Origin of the sequence: Halomonas sp. DN3, from assembly GCF_024137905.1 — a bacterium.
GTDB classification, from domain to species: domain Bacteria; phylum Pseudomonadota; class Gammaproteobacteria; order Pseudomonadales; family Halomonadaceae; genus Halomonas; species Halomonas litopenaei.
Genome location: NZ_CP099965.1, coordinates 3,188,359 through 3,207,412 on the forward strand (window position 1 = coordinate 3,188,359; position 19,054 = coordinate 3,207,412).

Here is a 19,054-nt window from a genome sequence, read left to right on the forward strand (position 1 = left end):
TACCGAGCGCGAGCGCGTCGAAGCCGCCTGGCGGATACTGGAGACGCTGGAGCACCAACGATTAACCTCGGTTCGCTGTATGACAGCGATACCATTGGGCTGGATCAGATGCAGCATGATCTTGCCACTGGCGTTGCACTTGTCGGTGAGACAGGCGCGAGCATGGATATGACGAACGCATACGTACGCGTCAGAGGCGGCCCCGCCTCAGAATCCGCAACAAATTGTCAGCAGCCACTTGGATGCTCCGCAGGAGGCACGGCTAGCCTCTCGACACGATCTTTGGCTATGTTGGTCGCAGACCAAGGAGAAACAAACGTTGCAGACCCTTTATCGTGTACTGACTCTCGCGACCTGGGAAACCGCCCAAGAAAGCGGAATAGTGCCCCGCTGCGGCAACGACCACAAAGAGGATGGCGTACATCTCAACCTCCCGGAAGCGGTTGACTACACAGCCAACCGTTACTTCACATCCGCCGAGAACCCTGTACTACTTGAGATCGATACATCATCGTTTGCCGAACTCATCGAATGGCGCATCCCGCTGCCCTGACCTTTCCCCCACGAACCTTGGCGTAGACCCCTGGGTCGCATAGAAGGGATACCGCTCGAAAGCGTAAAATCAGTCGAGCGCATTAATCCAAAAAAGCTCAACAATTAGAGACGTCCATATTCCCCTATTGCAGATGAGAACCTCACTCCCCTGCAAGAATGCCAACCCTTTGCCCAGCTCGATAAAAATAGAGAGCTGGCGCTCTCGGCGGGAGAGCGAGTGTGCCCAAAAAATCAGCAGGTTTAGCTCGCGGGCCGGAGTGCAACGGCATACCGGGAGAGGAAGAACACCGTTTTAGGCCTTCTCATCGTGATAAAGAATTAAATTTATTAAAGAAATAATCAATTAGCCATTCCCCAAAAATATTCCCATACGGATAATAAAATTTTACCAAAGAACAAAAAGACAAAACCAAAAATATAAGGAACCAAGTGACAAGCAGAAAGACTTCCGTGTGCTAAAATAAAAAATCATAACTGGACACATACATCATGATTAAATCAATTCCGCCACTACTCATGTGTACACTTTTACTTGTTTCATTGAATTCTTATTCGGCATCTGATGATATACTTTCTTGCGTAGCCGATAAAGAAGAAGAGTTTTCACAAAACAATTCGAGACCTGAGACTGCAGTAGTCGTTATTGACGCACCACGAGCAAAAGGCATATCAGGAAGCTTTTTCAACCCCAAGATATGTGAAACAGTTCGTATTCGGCAGGGCGGTCTCAATGAGCAAGTGCAACACCTGATCGATCAGGTACGCTATCGCTATGACTCATTGCTACCACCACCTTACTGCTGAAGAACGTGCCACCATCATGCTGATGCGTGAAGGTCACTCGATACGCTCCATCGCCAAGTTCCTTGGGAGAGCTGCCAGCACGATTTCTCGAGAACTGGCTCGGCATGCGGTACCTTCTCATGCTGGCTATGACGCCAGTCTGGCGGGTTTCAGGGCCACGCTGACGCGACATCGAGCACGACGACAATCTAAGTTGCGCCTTGGTACGCCTCTCTTCGATCTGGTGACCTACCTGTTGCGCAAGTACTGGTCTCCTAGGCAGATAGCCATCACACTGAAGCGCATGTATCCAAATGACCCTACACGTCAGGTCTCCCACGAGGCCATCTACAACGCGCTCTATGTGATGCCCCGAGGCTCGCTGAAAAAAGAGCTCATTGCTTGCCTTCGGCAGGGGAAGGGAAAGCGGCGTCCACGCAGTCGTGGCAAGGATCGTCGCCGCCAAATTCCTGACTTGGTCAGTATTCATCTCCGGCCGCCTGAGATCGAAGATCGGCTGATGCCCGGGCATTGGGAAGGCGACCTCATCATGGGGGCCAGCAACCGTTCTGCCGTAGGCACGTTGGTTGAGCGCACGACACGCTTCGTCATCCTGGTGAAAATGGACGGTACGACCGCGACGGATGCGATGGTCGGCTTTAGTGACAAATTGAACCGTGTTCCACGCTCACTGAGGCTGTCGATGACCTACGACCAAGGGAGCGAGATGGTCAAGCATGCCGAAATAACCCAACGTACCGGGACAGCCATCTACTTCGCCGATCCACACAGCCCGTGGCAACGTGGGTCTAACGAGAATACCAATGGTCTGCTTCGACAGTATCTGCCCAAAGGAACGGACCTATCGACCTACACCCAGGAGGAGCTCGATGAGATCGCAGACTCACTCAATACCAGGCCTAGAGAGACGTTGAACGCCAAGACGCCTCTGGAGGTATACGCGGAGGTTCTCCAGAAGTCAGTGCCCGGATCTCCGGCACTCCAATAGTGTTGCGCTTGTAGGTTGAGACCGTCCAGTCGTCATCTATTATGATAGATCGCACAGAGCAACTTGATGGCCCTCCTGAATGCGAGATGCTGTCAGCAAGCTTACCGAGTCGCACACGAATAATACAGTGTCAGGTGAACAATGGTATTCCCACAATAGTTGCCGAAGCTTGGGGTAAAGGGTGCGAACAAGACAATTCAGTATCCTACAAGATAACACAAAATATTCTACCAGAAGTCCCCTTGAACACCACCTTAGGATTCTACGATGACTGCAAGTCCGAGTTAAACATCCAGTAAAAATTAAGTTACGCTAATCAACCTGAAAAAAGTGATTTTTAACCAGCACATTCAAAGAGGCATGTACATCCCATGAACAAGCGGATCGGAGCCGTCAATACTTGACAGCTCCTTTCCGTCAACTGAACCTCCCGAGATACAACAGCCATAGTCGCCTCCCTACCCACCGTGCACCGCAACTGCGTCGACTGCAGCTCGAGCCCATGAACCCCTTGCGCATCTTGGGTACGTCCTTGACGCTGATGACGACCAGCCCTTTCGCTGTCGGGGCAAGCTCGTTCATGCGTTCATATTGCTCGACGCCGAAGCCGGTGCCCTACCCGGCTATCTCCCAGTACGGTGGGTCGAGGTAGAACAGCGCTCAAGACGGTCGTAGTGGCCCAGGCACTTCGCTCAGTCCGGCTGCTCGACCATGATGCACGACAGGCAAAGGTGGGCCCTACGCAAGATCGCGACCGATGACCCATACTCCACACGATGAAAACGCACCCTTGGGGCTGGCACACCACGCGCTCTCTCCCGCCCGATCTCTTGATGCCGATGGCTGACCGAGATCCCTTGGCCCGCATCAAGAGGATACCGCTCGAAAGCGTCAAATCAGTCGAGCGCATCGATCTGACCTTCCCCTGACATATCGCCTGTGCCTTGCAGGAGGCTATTGAGCCCCCTTATCGAAAGGCGCGCAGTCGGATGTGCTCGACTCAATTCTCCTCATAGGCATCAGCCACCGCACGTTCGATAAGTTCGGGAGCCACACCCCGAGCCTTCAACGCCTCCACCAAACGCCGCACACCATCATCGAGATAGCGAGCCTCATCGCGACGCAGTCCCTCGCTGACGTAGGCTTTCAGCAGCGTCTGGTAGCCTTGAAGCCCCTTCAGCGGCGCTATCGCCTTCAGCGACTCCACCACATCAACCGGCACCCGCAGCGTCACTGTCGTCATGGGACGGTCCTTCGCCAATCGCCTTTTCAAGGTCTCATTGAGCATAAATCGCCTCCTCTCGCCTGGTGGCCCGTCGCGCCGAGGTAAGGCGCAATCCCTCGTCGGTACCACGATACTCGCGTCGCCGGAAGGCCAGCGCCAGCAGTCCTCAATCTGCAAAGTTTTCCTCACTGCTCCAATTTGGCGGTAGAACGCAAGGCCAAGGCCAGACTGCGAAGCACCTCTGCTCCCGCTCGTACCCACCCCTCCGTCACCACACCAACAATGAAAACGCCCCCTTGGGGCTGGTACACTACGCGCCCTCTCCTGCCCGACCTCTTGATGCCGATGACTGACCGAGATCCCCTGGCCCAGGCCCGCCGCTTTTCCGTGGCGCCGATGATGGACTGGACGACACGCGACTACCGCGTCTTCGCGCGCACCCTGACCCGCCGGACGCTCTTGTACACCGAGATGGTGACCACTGGTGCGATCCTTCACGGGCGTCCGCGCGAGCGCTTCCTCGGCTACGACGAGGTGGAGCATCCGCTGGCGCTGCAGTTAGGTGGCAGCGATCCGGGGGAACTCGCCGAGTGCGCAGCGATCGCCGAGGAGTGGGGCTATGACGAGGTCAATCTCAACGTGGGTTGCCCCAGCGACAGGGTCCAGAACAACCTGATCGGGGCCTGCCTGATGGGTCATCCGGACAAGGTGGCACTGGCGGTGGCGACGATGCGCGAGGCGGTGTCGATTCCGGTGACGGTGAAGTGCCGTATCGGGATCGACGATCAGGACGAGGACGCCGATCTCGAGCGCTTTATCACCCAGGTAGCCGACGCCGGCTGCGAGGTGTTTATCGTGCACGCGCGCAAGGCCTGGCTGCAGGGGCTGTCCCCCAAGGAAAACCGCGACGTGCCGCCGCTGAATTATCCGCGGGTGCATCGCTTGAAGGCCAGTCGCCCCGATCTGCATATCGGCATCAACGGCGGCATCAAGAGCCTCGAGGAGTGCCAGACGCAGCTTAATCACGTCGACAGCGTGATGGTGGGTCGCGAGGCCTACCAGAATCCCTGGCTGCTGGCCCAGGTGGACCAGGCGATCTACGGCGAGCCGGGGCCTGCTGACAGTCGCCACGCCGCCGCCATGGCACTACGCCCTTACATCCAGCGCCGCCTGGAAGAAGGCGCCAAGCTCAACCATATCACCCGCCATCTTCTTGGCCTGTTCCAGGGCTGCCCCGGCGGGCGCCGCTTCCGTCGACATCTGTCGGAGAACGCTCATCGCGACGGCGCGGGCCTGGCGGTGTTCGACGATGCCCTGGGCCTGGTGCCGGAGCCCGTCAGCGCCTGACAACGGCTGCACGACACTCCGCTGCACGGGCAAAAATTGCCCTGCAAAAAAGAGAACGGCCGAGCGATCTGCTCGGCCGTTCTCTATTCCTTATTGGGTCCGGGGTTGGGGACTCGATCTTCATCAAGCCCTCCGGACATCTGTCTCGCCAGCCCTACCGCTAACGCTAGCCCTGCCCCTATCACCACCCACATGCCTTAAGGTCAGCGAGCGCTCACCAGCACGTGCAACCTTGGCTCCTGGGTGAACCGCTTCATGCCTTGAGGCCTAGTAGAGTGAATCGGGCGGCGGCTCCAGGCTCGACTGAAACGTCTCGATGGCGCTTTCGGCTTCTTCGATGGCGTCGAAGCGGGCGATATGGAACAGCGCCTCGCCTTCGTTGGCCAGGGGCAGCCGGCTCATGCCGATGACGATGCCGTCGGCCATGGACAGGATTTCGCCTTCGGTCTCGCCGAAGGGATCGGCGACCTTGCCCAGCACCTGCCCGTTGGCGACCCGGGCACCCAGGCGCACCTTGGGCCTCAGGATGCCGTCGATGGGCGCACGCGCCCAGCTCGACCCATTGGCGACCTCCGCCGCCGGCGGCTTGCGCCGGCGTTGCTCGCCGGTCAGCATGTCGAGCCGGCGCATCACCCTCAGCACCCCTCGGACACCGGCGGTAATCGCCCACTCGTCGAAGCGTAGCGCCTCGCCGGCCTCGTAAGTGAGTACTGGCGTACCGCGAGTCTGGGCGTAGTGGCGAAGGCTGCCTTCGCGCAGCTCGGCGTTGAGAATCACCGGGGCGCCGAAGGCGTCGGCCATGCGCCGGGTCTCCTCGCCGGCGTCACCTAGCTGGGCGCGGATCTGCGGCAGGTTGGTGCGGTGGATGGCGCCGGTATGAAGGTCGATGATGTGGGTCGCGTGATCGACGATCTGCTCGCGAAACAGCGCCGCGATACGCCCCCCGAGCGAGCCCGATTCACTGCCGGGAAAGCAGCGATTGAGATCGCGCCGATCCGGCAGATAGCGAGAGTGCTGAACGAAGCCGAAGATATTGACGATCGGCACCGCGATCAGGGTGCCGCGCAGACGGTTGATCTGGCGCGAACGCAACAGACGCCTGACGATCTCGACACCGTTTATCTCGTCGCCGTGGATGGCGCTGCACACCAGCAAGGTGGGACCGGGCTGGCGTCCGTGAACGACCTCCACCGGGATATCCAGCGGTGCATGGGTGTAAAGTTTGGCCACCGGCACGTCGATCTGGGCACGCGTGCCCGGCTTGACGGTAATGCCGGCCAGTTCGAAGGGGGCTCTTGCCATGAAAGTTCCTTAGTCGCCATGCCGCGCCGTCGAAAACACGACAGCACCTGTCGTCCTTATACCTTTGTGACGTCGCCAAAACGAGCCCAATTTACCTCAGTGCGCGTATCGATGCCGCTGATCTCGCGGGGCCAGTCCGGTAGAATACGCGGACTGACCCACCGCCGGAGCGCCCCGCCCCCATGGCCCGCCGTACCAAGCAAGAAGCCGCCGCCACCCGAGCCGCATTGCTCGATGCCGCCGAGGAAGTGTTCCTCGAGCGCGGCGTCTCGCGCGCCTCGCTCGAGGTCATCTCGCGACGGGCCGGCGTTACCCGGGGCGCCCTGTACTGGCATTTTCGCAACAAGGGCGATCTGTTCCGGGCCATGCTGGAGCGTGTCCATCTGCCGTTCGAGGACCTGCTCAATGAGCTCGACGACTCCTCGGTCGATCACCACCCGCTGGAGGCCATTCGCTTGAGCTGTCATGTCGGGTTGCGTCAGGCCGATACTCCGCGCCACCGCCGGGTTCACGGTATCCTGCTGCACCACTGCGAGCGTACCGACGATTTCGACCCGCTGGAGGCCAAGGCCGAGATCGCCCGAGAAACCTGCCAGGCCTTGCTGCGCCAGTTCAAGCAGGCTGATCTCAAGCAGCAGCTACGCCCCGGGCTTAGCCCGGAGCGTGCCACCGACCTGTTTCACTATGCCCTGAGCGGGCTGTTCTGGGAGTGGCTGCGGGCGCCCCAGGCTTTCACTCTCAGTGAACGAGGCCCTGCCCTGGTCGATGACCTGATCCGCCTGATCGGTCGCGACTGACTCGTCGTCGCGAACCGGCACTCGATCGACTCGGGAAGGGCTCGACACGCTTCAATGCTGATGGCCGTGGGAGTGACGATGGCCGTGGTAGTGGTGCCCGTGCGTCGGCGCCTCATGGGGTGGTACCGGTTCATGGCGCTCGATCAGCTTGAGCCTTACCAGCCGGGTACGCGCATCGAGAAACTCCTGCTCGGCCACCGAGCGGAAGCTGTCGTGCTCTTCCAGGTACTTGACCAGCACCCGTACTTCCCCTTCCCGCGGCATCGCCCCCGGCTTGCCCCTCAGGCAGATCTCCCGGGTTCCGTCCGAGCAGAGCACCGCACGGCAGCACCCCTGGCCATCGATGAAACCGACCACCTGAACACGCTCGCCCAGCAGGCAACGGCGGTTGAACGAGGGCCGATCGCGATAGCGCTTCAACAGTACCCGACAGAAGCGGGATGCCAGCGGGGACGACAGCGCAAAGGCTCCCCACAGCACCACGATGCCCAGCGGCACGATCACGATCGCCAAGTTGACCCACTGCAGAATCAGCAGTTCCGCCACCAGCGTGAAGACAGCAGCGAACAGGATCAGCGCGGTCAAGGCCACCGTCACCGGCACCCCGGCAAACCCCAGCGATACCATCGTGCTGGCCATATGATCGTCACGCAGGCTGTCACGTTCGAACAGCTGCAGCGGCACCAGCTTCAATGCCACCAGGATCCAGTAGAGCGCGACGAGTGGAAGCAGCACCGTGAACAGAATCAGCGGAAAACTCAGGGCAATGTCCCTGATCAGCGTTATGTCCATACCACCTCCCGTGGCGTTGCCACTTGCGTACTTGCTACCCGCAGCATAGCGCCATAGGCCACAAACCTCGACCCGCACATCCCAATTTTTCCTTTGGCGACAGCATGTTGCAATGCACAATATGCTGCACTGCACACTTCCCCCAGGCCCGCCACAAGCTTGTAATGGGCGATAAAAAGCCCCCTGCCACCAGCGACTCACCGCCTCTGCAGCATAAAAAAAGCGCCGCCTGGAAAGGCGGCGCTTTGACCTGCATCAACCATTCTACTGATGAGGGGCGGTCATGTTGACCCGCCCACTGGTTCAATGATCGGTGGCAGTGCCCTTGGCTTCTGAGGCGTTCTCGTCCTCATCGTCGTCGGAACCACGCTCTCCGAACAAGCGCAGGGAGAGCGACGCGATCATGGCGTAGAACGACGGCACGAAACAGCTACCCAGTATCGCCACCGAGGCCATGCCCATGGCCACCGTGGTACCGATGTGGTGACTGCTGGTGTCACTGGCGCCGGTGGCCATGGCCAGCGGCAGGGTGCCGAAGATGAATGCCATGGAGGTCATCACGATGGGCCGGAAACGCAGCTCCGCCGCGGTGATCGCCGCCTCGCGGATGGTCTTGCCCATCTCCTTGCGCTGCAACTCGGCGAACTCGACGATCAGAATGGCGTTCTTTGCCGCCAGGCCGATGACCACCAATACCCCGATCTGGACATAGACGCTGGTATCCAGGCCACGCATGGCGATACCGGCGATGCCCCCGAGGAAGGCGAACGGCGTGGCGGTCAGTACCGCCAGCGGCAATGACCAGCTCTCGTACTGCGCCGCCAGGATCAGGAACACCATGACCATGCCGAAGATGATGGCGATGGTGCCGGCGTTACCCGCTTCGCTCTCCTGGTAGGCGGTACCGGTCCAGCCCATGCCCCAGTCGCTGCCAAGCGTATCCTGGACGATCCGCTCCATGGCCTGGAGCGCCTGGGTCGAGGAGTAGCCTTCCGCCGGCCCCCCCTGGAACTGGGCCGCCGAGTAGACACCGAAACGGGTGACTACCGCAGGTGCGGCCTTGCGCTCGAGGGTCACGAACTCCGACAGCGGAATCCGCTCACCATTGCCGCCGCGCACATAGACGTTGTTGATATCGTCCGGGGTGTCGCGGTACTCCGCCTCGTTCTGCAGGTAGACCTGGAAGTTGCGGTTCTGGTAGCTGAAGAAGTTGACGAAGCCATTGCCGAAGGTGTTCGACAGAGTGGCATTGAGGTCGGTCAGCGACACGCCGTAGCTCAGCGCCTTCTGCTGGTCGATCTCGGCCCGGAAGGACGGCACGTTGACGCTGAAGGTCGAGAACACCTGGTTGAGCGCCGGGTCCTGGTTGGCCGCCTGCATCACCTTGAGCGAGGCCTGGTAGATCTCCTCGGGGGTGGCACCGGAGAACGACTGCAGGTAACCGGTGAAGCCGCCGGTGGTGGACAGGCCGATGATCGGCGGCATGTTGAAGGCCATGACGTTGCCGCCGTCGACCTCGGCACCGATCTGGAAGATCCGGCCGATCAGGTCATCCACCGTGGTCTCGCGCTCGTCCCAGTTGTCCATGTTGATGAAGATGATGCCGCGCGCGGTGTTGACCGAGCTGGTCAGCATGTCGTAACCGGCGATGGCCGAGGAATAGCGCACACCGGGCACTTCCTCGATGCGCTTGCTGACCTCGGCCATATAGGCCTTGGTGCGGCTGAGCGAGGCCGAGTCCGGCAGGCTGACCGCCGCCAGGGCGATGCCCTGGTCGGTTTCCGGCACCAGCGTCGAGGGCGTGTTCTCGTAGAGCCAGAAGGAACCGGCCCCGACCAGCCCCACCAGCAGCAGGGTCAGCACCCAGGCCTTGACCAGCGCCTTGACCGCCACCATGAACACCCTGGTGACGCCGTCGAAGAAGCGGTCGAACAGGCGCAGCGGGGTGCGCACCGCCCGCATGAAGGAGGATTCCTTCTTGTGCAGGTCGTGCTTGATGAAGATCGCCGACAGCGCCGGGGTGAAGGTCAATGCCATCAGCGCCGAGAACGCCACCGAGATGGCGATGGTCAGGGCGAACTGCTGATAGATCTGCCCTGTGAAGCCGCCGAGGAAGGCCACCGGCACGAACACCGCCGCCATGATCAGCGAGGTGGCGATGACCGGCCCACCGACCTCCTTCATGGCCTGGATGGTGGCCTGGCGAACCGTGATCTCCTCGTCCTCCGACAGCACCCTTTCGACGTTCTCCACCACCAGGATGGCGTCATCCACCACGATGCCGATGGACAGCACCAGAGCGAACAGCGTCAAAAGATTGATCGAGAAGCCGAACACGTAGAAGCCGGCAAAGGTGGCCAGTACCGATACCGGCACCACCGACATGGCGATCACGGTAAAGCGCCAGTTCTGCAGGAAGATGAACAGGATGACGCCGACGATCAGGAAGGCTTCGATAAAGGTGTGGAAGACGGTTTCCACCGAGGCGTCGATGAACAGGGTGGTGTCGTAGGGCACCACGTACTCGAGGCCCGGCGGGAAGCGCACCTCCAGCTCGTTCATCTTCTCCTTGACCATGTCTGCCGTCTGCAGGGCATTGGCGCCCGGCTGCTGCTGGATCATGATCGGCGTCATGATGGCGCCGTTGAGGCGCGCCTCGACGCCATAGAAGGAGGCGCCCAGCTCGATCCGTGCGACGTCATCCAGGCGCAGCGCAGAGCCGTCCTCGTTGGTGCGCAGCAGGATGTCGCGGAAGTCGTCGGCGCTGGACAGACGTCCACCGGCGGTAATGGTGTAGGTGAAAGCACGCGGGCTGTCGATCGGCGTGGACGCCAGACTACCCGCCGGCACCTCGGTGTTCTGGGCACGAATCGCCGCCGCCACTTCGGTGGGGGTCAGGTCGTACTCGGCCAGCTTGTTGGGGTCCATCCAGATGCGCATGGCGAACTCGCCACCGCCCAGCACCTCGGCCTCACCGACGCCGGGAATCTGGCGCAGCTCGTCGAGAATGTTCAGGGTGGCGTAGTTCTGCATGTAGATGTTGTCGTAGTCGTCCTGGGGCGAGATCAACGACACCAGCATCAGGATCGAGCTGGAACGCAGCTCGACCTGGACGCCCTGCTCCTGCACCGCCTCGGGCAGCTGAGACAGCGCGCCCTGGACCCGGTTGTTGACGTTGATGGTGTTGATATCACCGTCGGTCCCGATGTCGAAGGCCACGCTCAGGCTCATGGAGCCGTTGTCGGAGCTGGTCGAGTTCATATAGAGCATGTTCTCGACGCCGTTGATCGCCTCCGCCAGCGGCGCGGCCACCGTCTGCGCCACGGTCTCGGCATCGGCCCCCGGGAAGGTGGCGCTGACCGACACCGTGGGCGGCACCACGCTGGGATACTGCTCGATCGGCAGTACCCGCATGCTCATCGCCCCGATGATGGTCAGGATGATCGCCAGGACCGAGGCGAAGATCGGCCGCTTGATGAAGAAGTTGGCGAAATTCATTCGTTACCCTCTCCTCGAGCCTCCTCGGCCTCCTGATCGCCCTGCGGCGCGTTCATCGGCGCCTGCTGGGCGGCCTGGGTGGCACTCGCGGCATCCTCGCCCTGGTCAGCGCTCTCGGCAGTGCCCTGTCCGCTCTGATCGGCCGCTGGCTCGCCCGGTGACGCAGCTTCCTGCTCGGCTTGCTCGGGCGCGGCCTGGCCGGCGCCCTGCCCCTGTTGCTCGTACTGGGCTTCTTGCATCAGTGCCTCGGCGTCGCCGTCAAACGGCTGGGGGTCGATCGGGGTACCCGGCTTCAGGCTGCCCGGATCACCGACCACCACACGCTCGCCGGGTTCGACGCCGTCGAGGATGATCTGCCAGGCGCCCGCCAGCTCGCCGAGCTGCACCGGACGCGCCCTGGCGACGTTGTCTTCATCGAGCACGTAGACCTGCGGGCCCATCAGGCCCTGGGTCAACGCCAGCTCCGGCACCGCCAGCACGCCGAAGCGCGCCAGCCCCTCGATCTTCACGCGCACGTACTGACCCGGCAGCACCGCGCCGTCCGGGTTGGCAAAGGTGGCCTCCGCCTGGACGGTGCTGGTCTCGGGATCGACACGGGAGCCAAGGAAGTCCAGGTGGCCGCTGAGCACGGCAGGCTCATCCCCACGCGAAGAGAACGCTTCGAGCGAGGCGGCGATGTCCTCGATGCTCATGTCCTTCAACTGACGACGCAGCTCGAAGGCGTCGTTCTGAGGCATCTGGAAACGGACCTCCAGCGGATCCAGCGGAGTGATGGTGGCAAGTTCGGTATTGGGTGACACCAGGTTGCCGACATTGACCTCACTGAGACCGATCACGCCAGACACCGGCGCCGTGACCTCGGCGTAGTCCAGGTCGAGCTGGGCGCTCTTCAGCGCCGCCTCGGCCTGGGCCACGCTGGCCCGCGCGACGCGCGCGTCGGCCAGGGCCTGGTCGACCTGCTGACGGCTCACCGAGTTCTGGGCTGCCAGCTGCTGGAAACGATTGGCGTCACGCTCGGCCCGCGACAGCTCGGCCTGGGCGCTGGCCAGGTCGGCCTCGCGCTGGGCCACGGTGGCCTCGTACAGGTCCGGCTCGATGGTGTAGAGGCTCTCCCCCTGCTCGACCTGATCGCCGGGTTCGAACTTGCGCTCCTCGAGCACACCGGTGACACGTGCGACCAGGGTGACTTCCTGCTCGCTCATCAGCTTGGAGGGGTAGGACTTGTCCAGTGGAATGTCCTGGTAGGCCAGCTCGGCCACCTCGATGGCCTTGGCGGGTGGCTGACCACCGGCCTGGCCGGCGGACGGGTCTTCTTCCTGACCACAGCCGACCAGCAGCAATGCCGCCGCCAGTGCGGCCCAGAGGCGGCCGCGATAGATGGTGGTTTTCATCCCTTGATTCCTTCGGGGTAATTGGATCGTCAGATGCCGGGCGCTGACCGCCTCGAGGGAGGAGGCGGTCAGCCTGGACGCCTAGGCGTGCGTCAGCCGTCCTGACTCGGCGGTGCGCCGATATCGAGAACCGCGTCGTATTCGTCGGCCTCGCCCTGCTCCGGCAGGGTGAAGTTCACCTGCCCTTCCTCGACCAGGAAGGCGTTGAGCTCGGCGATATCCTGGGCGTCGAGCACCCCCGCCTGACGGTGCAGACTGAGCAGGTTGATCACGTAGTTGAAACGGGCATCGGCGTAGTCAGCGATGGCGTTATACAGGTTCTGCTCGGCGTTGAGCACGTCGACGATGTTGCGGGTACCCACCTCGTAGCCCGCGCGGGTGGCATCCAGGGCACTCTGGTTGGAGACGATGGACTGCTTGCGCGCCGCCACCGTGGAGACGTCATTGCTGACCTGGGTGTACAGCGAGCGCACCTGCAGCACCGTCTCGCGGCGCTGGGACTCGAAGTCGTACTGGCTGGACTCCAGGTCGTAGGTGGTCTGGCGCACCGAAGCGCTGGTCCGACCGCCGGTGTACAGCGGCATACTGGCGCTCACGCCCACCTGGCTATTGGAGTTGTAGTCGTCGTAGTTGTCACGCTCGTCGTCGCTGTAGGCGTAGTTGGCAAAGGCCTCCACCACCGGCAGATCGGCGGCCCTGGCCACATCGATCCGCTCACGCGCCACATCGACGCCAGCCTGCTGCGCCAGCAGTTCCGGATTGCGCTCGATGGCAAGCTCGATCCAGGCATCACGACTGGACGGCTCGGGCAGCGCAATGGGCAGATCGTCCTGGAGCATCTCGATGCTGTCGTAGCGCTTGCCGGTCAAGCGCTCCAGCGCCTCGAAGGCCACCTGGAGGTCGCTCTCGGCGACGATCCGGTCGGCCCGTGACTGGTCGAAGGTCGCCCGCGCTTCCTCGACCTCGGTGATCGCGATCAAACCGACGTCGAACTGCTCCTGGGCCTGCTCGAGCTGACGCCCGATGGCGCGCTCCTGGGCCCTGCGTGCTTCGAGGATCTCGTAGGCACGCAGAATATCGAAGTAGGCCGACGAGGTGTCGATCAACACCTGCTGCTCGGTAGCCGCCAGGGTGTAGGTCTGCTGCTCCAGCTGGGCCTCGGCCACGTTCACTTCGCGGCTGTTCAGGGCGTCGTAGAGCTTCTGGGTCGCCTGCAGGTTGAGACCGTAGCTGAGGTAGTCGTCATCGCTGCCGGTGCCGCTGAAGCCTGACTGCGACTGGGTCTCGAAGATATGGTTGTAGGCCGCCTCGCCGGAGGCGGTCACCTGAGGATTGAGATCCGCCTGTTCGACGTTGATGCTTTCTTCCGCACTACTGGTGGTGGACCGCTCGGAGGCCAACTCGGAGTTGTTGTCCAGCGCGTCGCGGGTAATGGTCAACAGATCGGCGGCCTGGACCTGGCCCATCATCAGGGCGGCGATAGCGGCACACAGAAGGCGTCGGCGAGAAGGAACCCGCGAGGTCAGAGTGACGGGGACTGGTCGGGAAGGCGTCATTGATAGCATCCTCGGATCTGTTGCTCGGCGTTGTCCACAAGTCCCTTTGACCAGGCCACAGAGACATCGCACCAAGAACGCCGCGCGACGCGAGCACGACCTCCCTGACACACTGTCCTTGCCATTTCCTGGGCGCCTCGACTTCCTGGAAAGCACCGGGTGGCGTTCGAATCTAGTGGTATTCGATATACATACATTGTCGCATGTTTGGCGTCGTATTCTACCGCCCTTCATGCAAGGATGGTGAAAAATTCGCAATTCCGCACTATATTGCTGGCTAAACCACAATGCTGCACTGCAACATAGCCAAGATCGCCCTCCCCTGCAGGACCATCACCAGGAGCCACCATGGACACTCTGAGACTGGTCACCTTCCGAGAGCTCGAGATCGCGGTACGCGTGTTTCATCCCGAGGCCCCCAGAACCGTCATCGCCTGGCACGGACTGGCACGCCACGGCGGTGACTTCGCTGCCCTGGCCCGAGAACTTGGCCCCGAATGGCGAGTCCTGGCACCCGACACACCGGGGCGAGGACTGTCGAGCTGGTCGCTGTATCCTGCCAATGACTACTTGTACTCCCACTACATGACAGTCGCGTTGGCGGTCATGGATCACTTCGAACTCGACCGGGCAGCCTGGGTGGGTACCTCCATGGGAGGGCTGCTCGGCATGCTGCTGGCCGCCGATCCATCCAGTGCAGGCCGCATCGAGCGACTGGTGCTCAACGATGTCGGTCCGGAACTGGTGCCACAAGGCCTGGCCGAACTGGCCACCTACTTCACCGTCCCCCACCGTTTTTCCCGCTTGAGCCAACTGGAGGCGGAGCTTCGCCGCCACTACGCCGGCTTCGGCATCGATGACGAGGACGCCTGGCGCCAGCTCACCCTGGAGAGCGCCCGCCGCCTGCCAGATGGTAGCTGGACCTACCACTACGACCCGCGCATCGGCGAGCAATTCGTCCACGACACGCCCAGGGACACCTGGGCCGACTGGAAGGCCATCCGCTGCCCCTTGATGGTCGTGCGTGGCGAAGACTCACCTTTGCTGTCCGAGGATATCGTCACCCGCATGGGCGAGGCTCAGCCACAGCTCGAGACGCTGGCGGTCCCGGGCTGCGGCCACGCCCCTATGCTCGATCGCCCGAGCCAGGTTGCACCGATCAAGGCCTTTCTCGAGAAAAGCCTCGCCGAGCAGCCTCACGAGCCGTCCAGGGCGGTTGCGCGTCCCTGGTGGCGACGCCTGCTGGGGCTCGGCGCCTCCTGAAGCCCGCTCTGTCTAGGCGCTGTCCGAAAAGTCGACGAGCGAAGGTTAGACAAGGCAAAAATCGGTGAGAAAGCGCAGTTTACGGGGTGTAAATGAGCATTTTGATCCGATTTTTAACGCCGTATTACCGAGCGCAGGCACTTTTCAGACAAGCCCTAGTCGTTGGAGTCCTGCTCCAGCCGCGTGATCGTTCGCAACACTGCCGCGTGATAGCCACGGCCGAACAGCAGCAGGTGATTGAGCAACGGATAGAGCTGGAAGGCGGCTTCGCGCCGGGGCCAGTCGACGGGGGCGCGCTCCCGCCCCTGCGCCTGCCAGTAGGCCTCGAAAAAGGCCTCACCCGGCGCGCCGAACAGCGTCAGCATGGCCAGATCCACCTCCGGGTAGTGGCGATAGACCGCCGGGTCGATCAATGCCGGGCCCCGCGAACTGTGGATGACGTTGCCGGACCACAGGTCCCCGTGCACCAGACTCGGCGCCTGGTCAGGCAGCCACCCCTCGAGCTGGTCGGCCACCTGCCCGAGGCGGGCAAGTTCACTGCGCGACAGCAAGCCGCGGCCGTGGCAGGCCTCGCCCAGGGGCATCAATCGGCGCTCACGCTGGAAGGCGCGTCCGTCGTGAAGCGGCGCATTGGGCTGGGGCGTCGCCCCGCAGGCGTTGTCGTGCGCCCAGCCGTGGGCGGCCTCGCAAGGCGCGTGCAGCTCCGCCAGCCCTCGACCCAGCGCCGTCCAGTCGGCGGGCCCCGGCTCCAGTGCTTCCATCACCAGCCAGGAGCCGACCTGGCCCATCACTGCGGGTATCACCAGCGAGCTACCGGCATCCCCGAGTGCGGCAAGGCCCTCGGCCTCTCCTGCCAGGCGTTCAGGATCGTCGCGCTTGGCCACCACCGCGCCCTGCGCTGTCTCGATCCGCCACACCTCGGCCATATCACCGCCCGACAGGGCACGTGGCGGTGCCGTGGCGGCTAGCCCCAGCGTCTCGAGGGCGTCATTCAGTTTCATGCTGGCTCCTGCTGGCTGCTGGCAGATTCGCCGGGCGCAGGTTGCGCGTCGCCACCCTCGGGTGGTACACCCGGCTCGACCATCCCCCAGCTTACGCAAGGAGACCCCATGTACAAGCTTGCCTTCTTCGTGCCCAGAGACGACGCCGAGGCGGTCAAGGAAGCCGTGTTTGCCACGGGTGCCGGACGCATCGGTGACTACGAGGCCTGCTGCTTCCAGACCGCCGGTCAGGGCCAGTTTCGCCCGCTGGACGGCGCCGACCCGCACATCGGGCAGGTGGGTGAGCTTGAGCGGGTTGAGGAATACAAGGTGGAGCTGGTGTGCGAGGACGAGCTGATCGGCGCCGCCATCTCCGCGCTCAAGCTGGCCCACCCCTACGAGGAGGTAGCCTACGACGTCTGGCGGCTGGCAGATCTATAACGCGAACGAAAGCGGACGAGCCGGCCGGTGGCCTTTCGAATCTGCGGCGGGCCACCGGGAGCAACCCTGGCCCCGCCCCCGGCAAGCCTTGAAAGTGTGCCGTCAGGCGCTGCCGAAGAAGCGCCTGCGCTGATCCGGTGTGATATCGCTGATGTGCAGCGGGAAGGTCGCGCTTGCGCGGTCCTCGAAGAAGTGACGCAGGGTACGCTCGATGGTGGGAAAGGCCAGTTCGTCCCAGGGCACCTCGTGCTCCTCGAACAGCGCGACTTCAAGACTCTCGGGACCGGCGGCGTAACCTCCATCGAGCTCGGCGAGAAAGATCATGAACACCTGATTGATATGGGGCAGGTCGATCATGGTGTAGAGCCCCGACAGCACTACCTCGGCGCAGGCCTCCTCGCGAGTCTCGCGCCGTGCTGCGTCCGGGGTGGTCTCGCCGTTTTCCATGAATCCCGCCGGCAGCGTCCAGTAGCCTTCACGCGGCGCGATGGCGCGACGACACAGCAGCACCCGTGACCCGCAAACCGGCAGCGTGCCGGCCACGATGCGCGGGTTCTGGTAGTGGATGGTGCCGCAGTCGTCACACAGGTAACGCGGACGGTCGTCCCCCTCGGGGATGACGAAACGGACGGTCTGCCCGCAATGGCTGCAAAAATTCATGGGCTGCAATCGTTCATGTCGCTCCCGGCTCGGGAATGGAGGACGGGCTTGACGCCACTGCACGGGGCTGGGTACAAGGAGTGAAACCCTGCGGATCCCCCATGTTAGAGAAACTTCGCAAACGCCTGCAAGCGCATTCCCCCCGCCGCCTGACGCTGAAGCTGCCCGAGGCGGCGGTACTCATTCCGTTGGTCGATCGGCCCGAGCCCGGCCTGCTGTTCACCCGCCGCGCAAGCCACCTGTCGACCCACAGCGGCCAGGTCGCCTTTCCGGGCGGCAAGCGGGAGCCTCATGACGCCGACCTGCTGGCCACCGCCCTGCGCGAGTCCGAAGAAGAGATCGGCCTGCCCCCCGGCCAGGTAGAGGTGCTCGGCCAGCTCTCGGATGTGCTGTCGCTGCATGGTCTCAAGGTCACCCCTTTCGTCGGGCTGATTCCGCCGGATCTGCCGCTGGTCCCGGACCTGGGCGAGCTGGACGCGATCTTCGAGGTGCCGCTGTCGCACTTTATCGATGACCAGCGTACCCACACCGACGTGATCCCGGTGGACGGCAACGACATCTATGTGCCGAGCTACCTGATCCCCGCCGACCAGGGCGACGACTACGTGATCTGGGGGCTGTCCGCCATGATGCTGGTGGAGCTGCTGGCCAAGGGATGCGACCTGGACATGAGCCTTTCTCGCCGCCCGGAGGGTAGACTACGCCATCTGCCTCCGAGAAGAGCGCCAAGATGACCAGGCACGGCCCCGCGATGACAAGACGAGCACCGATTTCATGAGCTACCCCGATCCCTGCCCCCTGCCGCCGCAACGGATGGAGGAGCTGGTGGACGCCCTGGTGGAACGCGGCTTCTATGTCGGTGAAGCGATGATCGACGCCGAGCTGTGCCAGGCGTTGCACGCCGAGGTCGAGGGCCGAGCGCACCAGCAGGCCCTGGCCCGGGCCGGCATCGGCCGCGGATCCGACTTCGATACCCGCGAAGACATTCGTGGCGACGCCATCCACTGGCTCGATCGGGAAACCCTGGCCCAGCGCCGCTATCTCGACGCCATGGGCGAACTCCGGCAAAGACTCAACGAGAGCCTGTTTCTCGGCCTGTTCGAGTACGAGGCGCATCTGGCCCGCTATCCTGCCGGAGCCTTCTACCGTCGACATATCGACAGTTTCCGAGGCCGCGCCAACCGCGTGGTCTCCACGGTAGGCTATCTCAATCCCGACTGGCCGGAAGATGGCGGTGGCGAGATGGTCATCTACGCTGAACAGGACCCGCAGAGGGAGCTCACCAGGGTCGCCCCCAGGGCCGGCACCCTGGTGTGCTTCCTGTCCGAGCAGGTGCCGCATGAAGTACTGCCGACCCGCCAGCCCCGCGCCAGCATCGCCGGCTGGTTCAGACGCAATGCCTCGCTGGGTGGCGTGGTAGACCCGGCTCGCTAGGGCCTGATGACCATGCGCCAC

Annotated in this window: 17 protein-coding genes; 9 read left to right on the forward strand and 8 right to left on the reverse strand. The window is 62.6% G+C overall.

The window, feature by feature from the left end:
* Nucleotides 1–319 precede the first annotated feature (319 nt).
* From NKF27_RS13870 to NKF27_RS13880, 3 genes are all read left to right on the forward strand, one after another.
* The gene (locus NKF27_RS13870; RefSeq protein ID WP_253552460.1) at nucleotides 320–553 is read left to right on the forward strand and encodes a DUF952 domain-containing protein; all 234 of its coding nucleotides are present in this window, start codon (nucleotides 320–322) and stop codon (nucleotides 551–553) included.
* A 491-nt stretch (nucleotides 554–1,044) separates the two neighbouring features.
* On the forward strand, nucleotides 1,045–1,359 hold the full coding sequence (locus NKF27_RS13875; RefSeq protein WP_253552463.1) for a hypothetical protein: 315 nt from the start codon (nucleotides 1,045–1,047) through the stop codon (nucleotides 1,357–1,359).
* Nucleotides 1,328–2,347, forward strand: coding sequence for an IS30 family transposase (locus tag NKF27_RS13880; protein WP_108450240.1), 1,020 nt, complete (start codon nucleotides 1,328–1,330; stop codon nucleotides 2,345–2,347). The genes NKF27_RS13875 and NKF27_RS13880 overlap by 32 nt, the downstream gene beginning before the upstream one ends.
* Before the next feature lie 1,000 nt (nucleotides 2,348–3,347).
* Here NKF27_RS13880 and NKF27_RS13885 read toward each other — a convergent pair.
* Nucleotides 3,348–3,635, reverse strand: a complete 288-nt coding sequence (locus tag NKF27_RS13885; protein WP_045991842.1) for a hypothetical protein — start codon at nucleotides 3,633–3,635, stop codon at nucleotides 3,348–3,350.
* Between the two features lie 282 nt (nucleotides 3,636–3,917).
* On the opposite strand from NKF27_RS13885, the gene dusA reads away from it, so the two are divergent.
* The gene (dusA, locus tag NKF27_RS13890; RefSeq protein WP_108133324.1) at nucleotides 3,918–4,919 is read left to right on the forward strand and encodes a tRNA dihydrouridine(20/20a) synthase DusA; all 1,002 of its coding nucleotides are present in this window, start codon (nucleotides 3,918–3,920) and stop codon (nucleotides 4,917–4,919) included.
* A gap of 267 nt (nucleotides 4,920–5,186) precedes the next feature.
* On the opposite strand, the gene NKF27_RS13895 is transcribed toward dusA, so the two are convergent.
* Nucleotides 5,187–6,221 (reverse strand): succinylglutamate desuccinylase/aspartoacylase family protein, encoded by a 1,035-nt coding sequence (locus NKF27_RS13895; protein WP_253552466.1) that lies wholly within the window; start codon nucleotides 6,219–6,221, stop codon nucleotides 5,187–5,189.
* Between the two features lie 182 nt (nucleotides 6,222–6,403).
* Between NKF27_RS13895 and NKF27_RS13900 the strand changes: the two genes are divergently transcribed.
* Nucleotides 6,404–7,018 (forward strand): TetR family transcriptional regulator, encoded by a 615-nt coding sequence (locus tag NKF27_RS13900; RefSeq protein WP_222568536.1) that lies wholly within the window; start codon nucleotides 6,404–6,406, stop codon nucleotides 7,016–7,018.
* A 51-nt stretch (nucleotides 7,019–7,069) separates the two neighbouring features.
* Here NKF27_RS13900 and NKF27_RS13905 read toward each other — a convergent pair whose 3' ends face one another.
* The 4 genes from NKF27_RS13905 to NKF27_RS13920 form a co-directional block, all read right to left on the reverse strand.
* Nucleotides 7,070–7,810, reverse strand: a complete 741-nt coding sequence (locus NKF27_RS13905; protein ID WP_052704358.1) for a hypothetical protein — start codon at nucleotides 7,808–7,810, stop codon at nucleotides 7,070–7,072.
* A 303-nt stretch (nucleotides 7,811–8,113) separates the two neighbouring features.
* Nucleotides 8,114–11,308, reverse strand: coding sequence for an efflux RND transporter permease subunit (locus tag NKF27_RS13910; RefSeq protein WP_108133280.1), 3,195 nt, complete (start codon nucleotides 11,306–11,308; stop codon nucleotides 8,114–8,116).
* Nucleotides 11,305–12,699: an efflux RND transporter periplasmic adaptor subunit gene (locus tag NKF27_RS13915; protein ID WP_253552469.1), complete on the reverse strand. Its 1,395-nt coding sequence runs from the start codon at nucleotides 12,697–12,699 to the stop codon at nucleotides 11,305–11,307. Before NKF27_RS13915 ends, NKF27_RS13910 begins: the two co-directional genes overlap by 4 nt.
* Nucleotides 12,700–12,791: 92 nt before the next feature.
* Nucleotides 12,792–14,255 carry a TolC family outer membrane protein gene (locus NKF27_RS13920; RefSeq protein WP_253552471.1) on the reverse strand — a complete coding sequence of 488 codons (1,464 nt, stop codon included), beginning with the start codon at nucleotides 14,253–14,255 and terminating at the stop codon, nucleotides 12,792–12,794.
* A gap of 348 nt (nucleotides 14,256–14,603) precedes the next feature.
* Between NKF27_RS13920 and NKF27_RS13925 the strand changes: the two genes are divergently transcribed.
* Nucleotides 14,604–15,518, forward strand: a complete 915-nt coding sequence (locus NKF27_RS13925) for an alpha/beta fold hydrolase (protein ID WP_222568540.1) — start codon at nucleotides 14,604–14,606, stop codon at nucleotides 15,516–15,518.
* Between the two features lie 155 nt (nucleotides 15,519–15,673).
* Here NKF27_RS13925 and NKF27_RS13930 read toward each other — a convergent pair whose 3' ends face one another.
* Nucleotides 15,674–16,519, reverse strand: coding sequence for a fructosamine kinase family protein (locus tag NKF27_RS13930; protein ID WP_253552473.1), 846 nt, complete (start codon nucleotides 16,517–16,519; stop codon nucleotides 15,674–15,676).
* Nucleotides 16,520–16,627: 108 nt separating this feature from the next.
* On the opposite strand from NKF27_RS13930, the gene NKF27_RS13935 reads away from it, so the two are divergent.
* Nucleotides 16,628–16,939, forward strand: coding sequence for a YqfO family protein (locus NKF27_RS13935; protein WP_108133275.1), 312 nt, complete (start codon nucleotides 16,628–16,630; stop codon nucleotides 16,937–16,939).
* A 102-nt stretch (nucleotides 16,940–17,041) separates the two neighbouring features.
* Here NKF27_RS13935 and NKF27_RS13940 read toward each other — a convergent pair whose 3' ends face one another.
* Complete coding sequence (locus NKF27_RS13940) at nucleotides 17,042–17,599, reverse strand: NUDIX hydrolase (protein ID WP_253552474.1); 558 nt, start codon at nucleotides 17,597–17,599, stop codon at nucleotides 17,042–17,044.
* A 101-nt stretch (nucleotides 17,600–17,700) separates the two neighbouring features.
* On the opposite strand from NKF27_RS13940, the gene NKF27_RS13945 reads away from it, so the two are divergent.
* Nucleotides 17,701–18,333 carry a CoA pyrophosphatase gene (locus NKF27_RS13945; RefSeq protein WP_108133273.1) on the forward strand — a complete coding sequence of 211 codons (633 nt, stop codon included), beginning with the start codon at nucleotides 17,701–17,703 and terminating at the stop codon, nucleotides 18,331–18,333.
* A 40-nt stretch (nucleotides 18,334–18,373) separates the two neighbouring features.
* Nucleotides 18,374–19,033 carry a 2OG-Fe(II) oxygenase gene (locus NKF27_RS13950; protein ID WP_253552476.1) on the forward strand — a complete coding sequence of 220 codons (660 nt, stop codon included), beginning with the start codon at nucleotides 18,374–18,376 and terminating at the stop codon, nucleotides 19,031–19,033.
* Nucleotides 19,034–19,054: the final 21 nt, after the last annotated feature.

Bases quoted from the DNA above. Each gene is read 5' to 3' on its own strand.
- NKF27_RS13875 (WP_253552463.1), top strand. From the start codon at position 1,045: ATGATTAAATCAATTCCGCCACTACTCATGTGTACACTTTTACTTGTT.
- NKF27_RS13880 (WP_108450240.1), top strand. From the start codon at position 1,328: ATGACTCATTGCTACCACCACCTTACTGCTGAAGAACGTGCCACCATC.
- NKF27_RS13885 (WP_045991842.1), bottom strand. From the start codon at position 3,635: ATGCTCAATGAGACCTTGAAAAGGCGATTGGCGAAGGACCGTCCCATG.
- dusA (WP_108133324.1), top strand. From the start codon at position 3,918: ATGACTGACCGAGATCCCCTGGCCCAGGCCCGCCGCTTTTCCGTGGCG.
- NKF27_RS13895 (WP_253552466.1), bottom strand. From the start codon at position 6,221: ATGGCAAGAGCCCCCTTCGAACTGGCCGGCATTACCGTCAAGCCGGGC.
- NKF27_RS13900 (WP_222568536.1), top strand. From the start codon at position 6,404: ATGGCCCGCCGTACCAAGCAAGAAGCCGCCGCCACCCGAGCCGCATTG.
- NKF27_RS13905 (WP_052704358.1), bottom strand. From the start codon at position 7,810: ATGGACATAACGCTGATCAGGGACATTGCCCTGAGTTTTCCGCTGATT.
- NKF27_RS13910 (WP_108133280.1), bottom strand. From the start codon at position 11,308: ATGAATTTCGCCAACTTCTTCATCAAGCGGCCGATCTTCGCCTCGGTC.
- NKF27_RS13915 (WP_253552469.1), bottom strand. From the start codon at position 12,699: ATGAAAACCACCATCTATCGCGGCCGCCTCTGGGCCGCACTGGCGGCG.
- NKF27_RS13920 (WP_253552471.1), bottom strand. From the start codon at position 14,255: ATGACGCCTTCCCGACCAGTCCCCGTCACTCTGACCTCGCGGGTTCCT.
- NKF27_RS13925 (WP_222568540.1), top strand. From the start codon at position 14,604: ATGGACACTCTGAGACTGGTCACCTTCCGAGAGCTCGAGATCGCGGTA.
- NKF27_RS13930 (WP_253552473.1), bottom strand. From the start codon at position 16,519: ATGAAACTGAATGACGCCCTCGAGACGCTGGGGCTAGCCGCCACGGCA.
- NKF27_RS13935 (WP_108133275.1), top strand. From the start codon at position 16,628: ATGTACAAGCTTGCCTTCTTCGTGCCCAGAGACGACGCCGAGGCGGTC.
- NKF27_RS13940 (WP_253552474.1), bottom strand. From the start codon at position 17,599: ATGAATTTTTGCAGCCATTGCGGGCAGACCGTCCGTTTCGTCATCCCC.
- NKF27_RS13945 (WP_108133273.1), top strand. From the start codon at position 17,701: ATGTTAGAGAAACTTCGCAAACGCCTGCAAGCGCATTCCCCCCGCCGC.
- NKF27_RS13950 (WP_253552476.1), top strand. From the start codon at position 18,374: ATGAGCTACCCCGATCCCTGCCCCCTGCCGCCGCAACGGATGGAGGAG.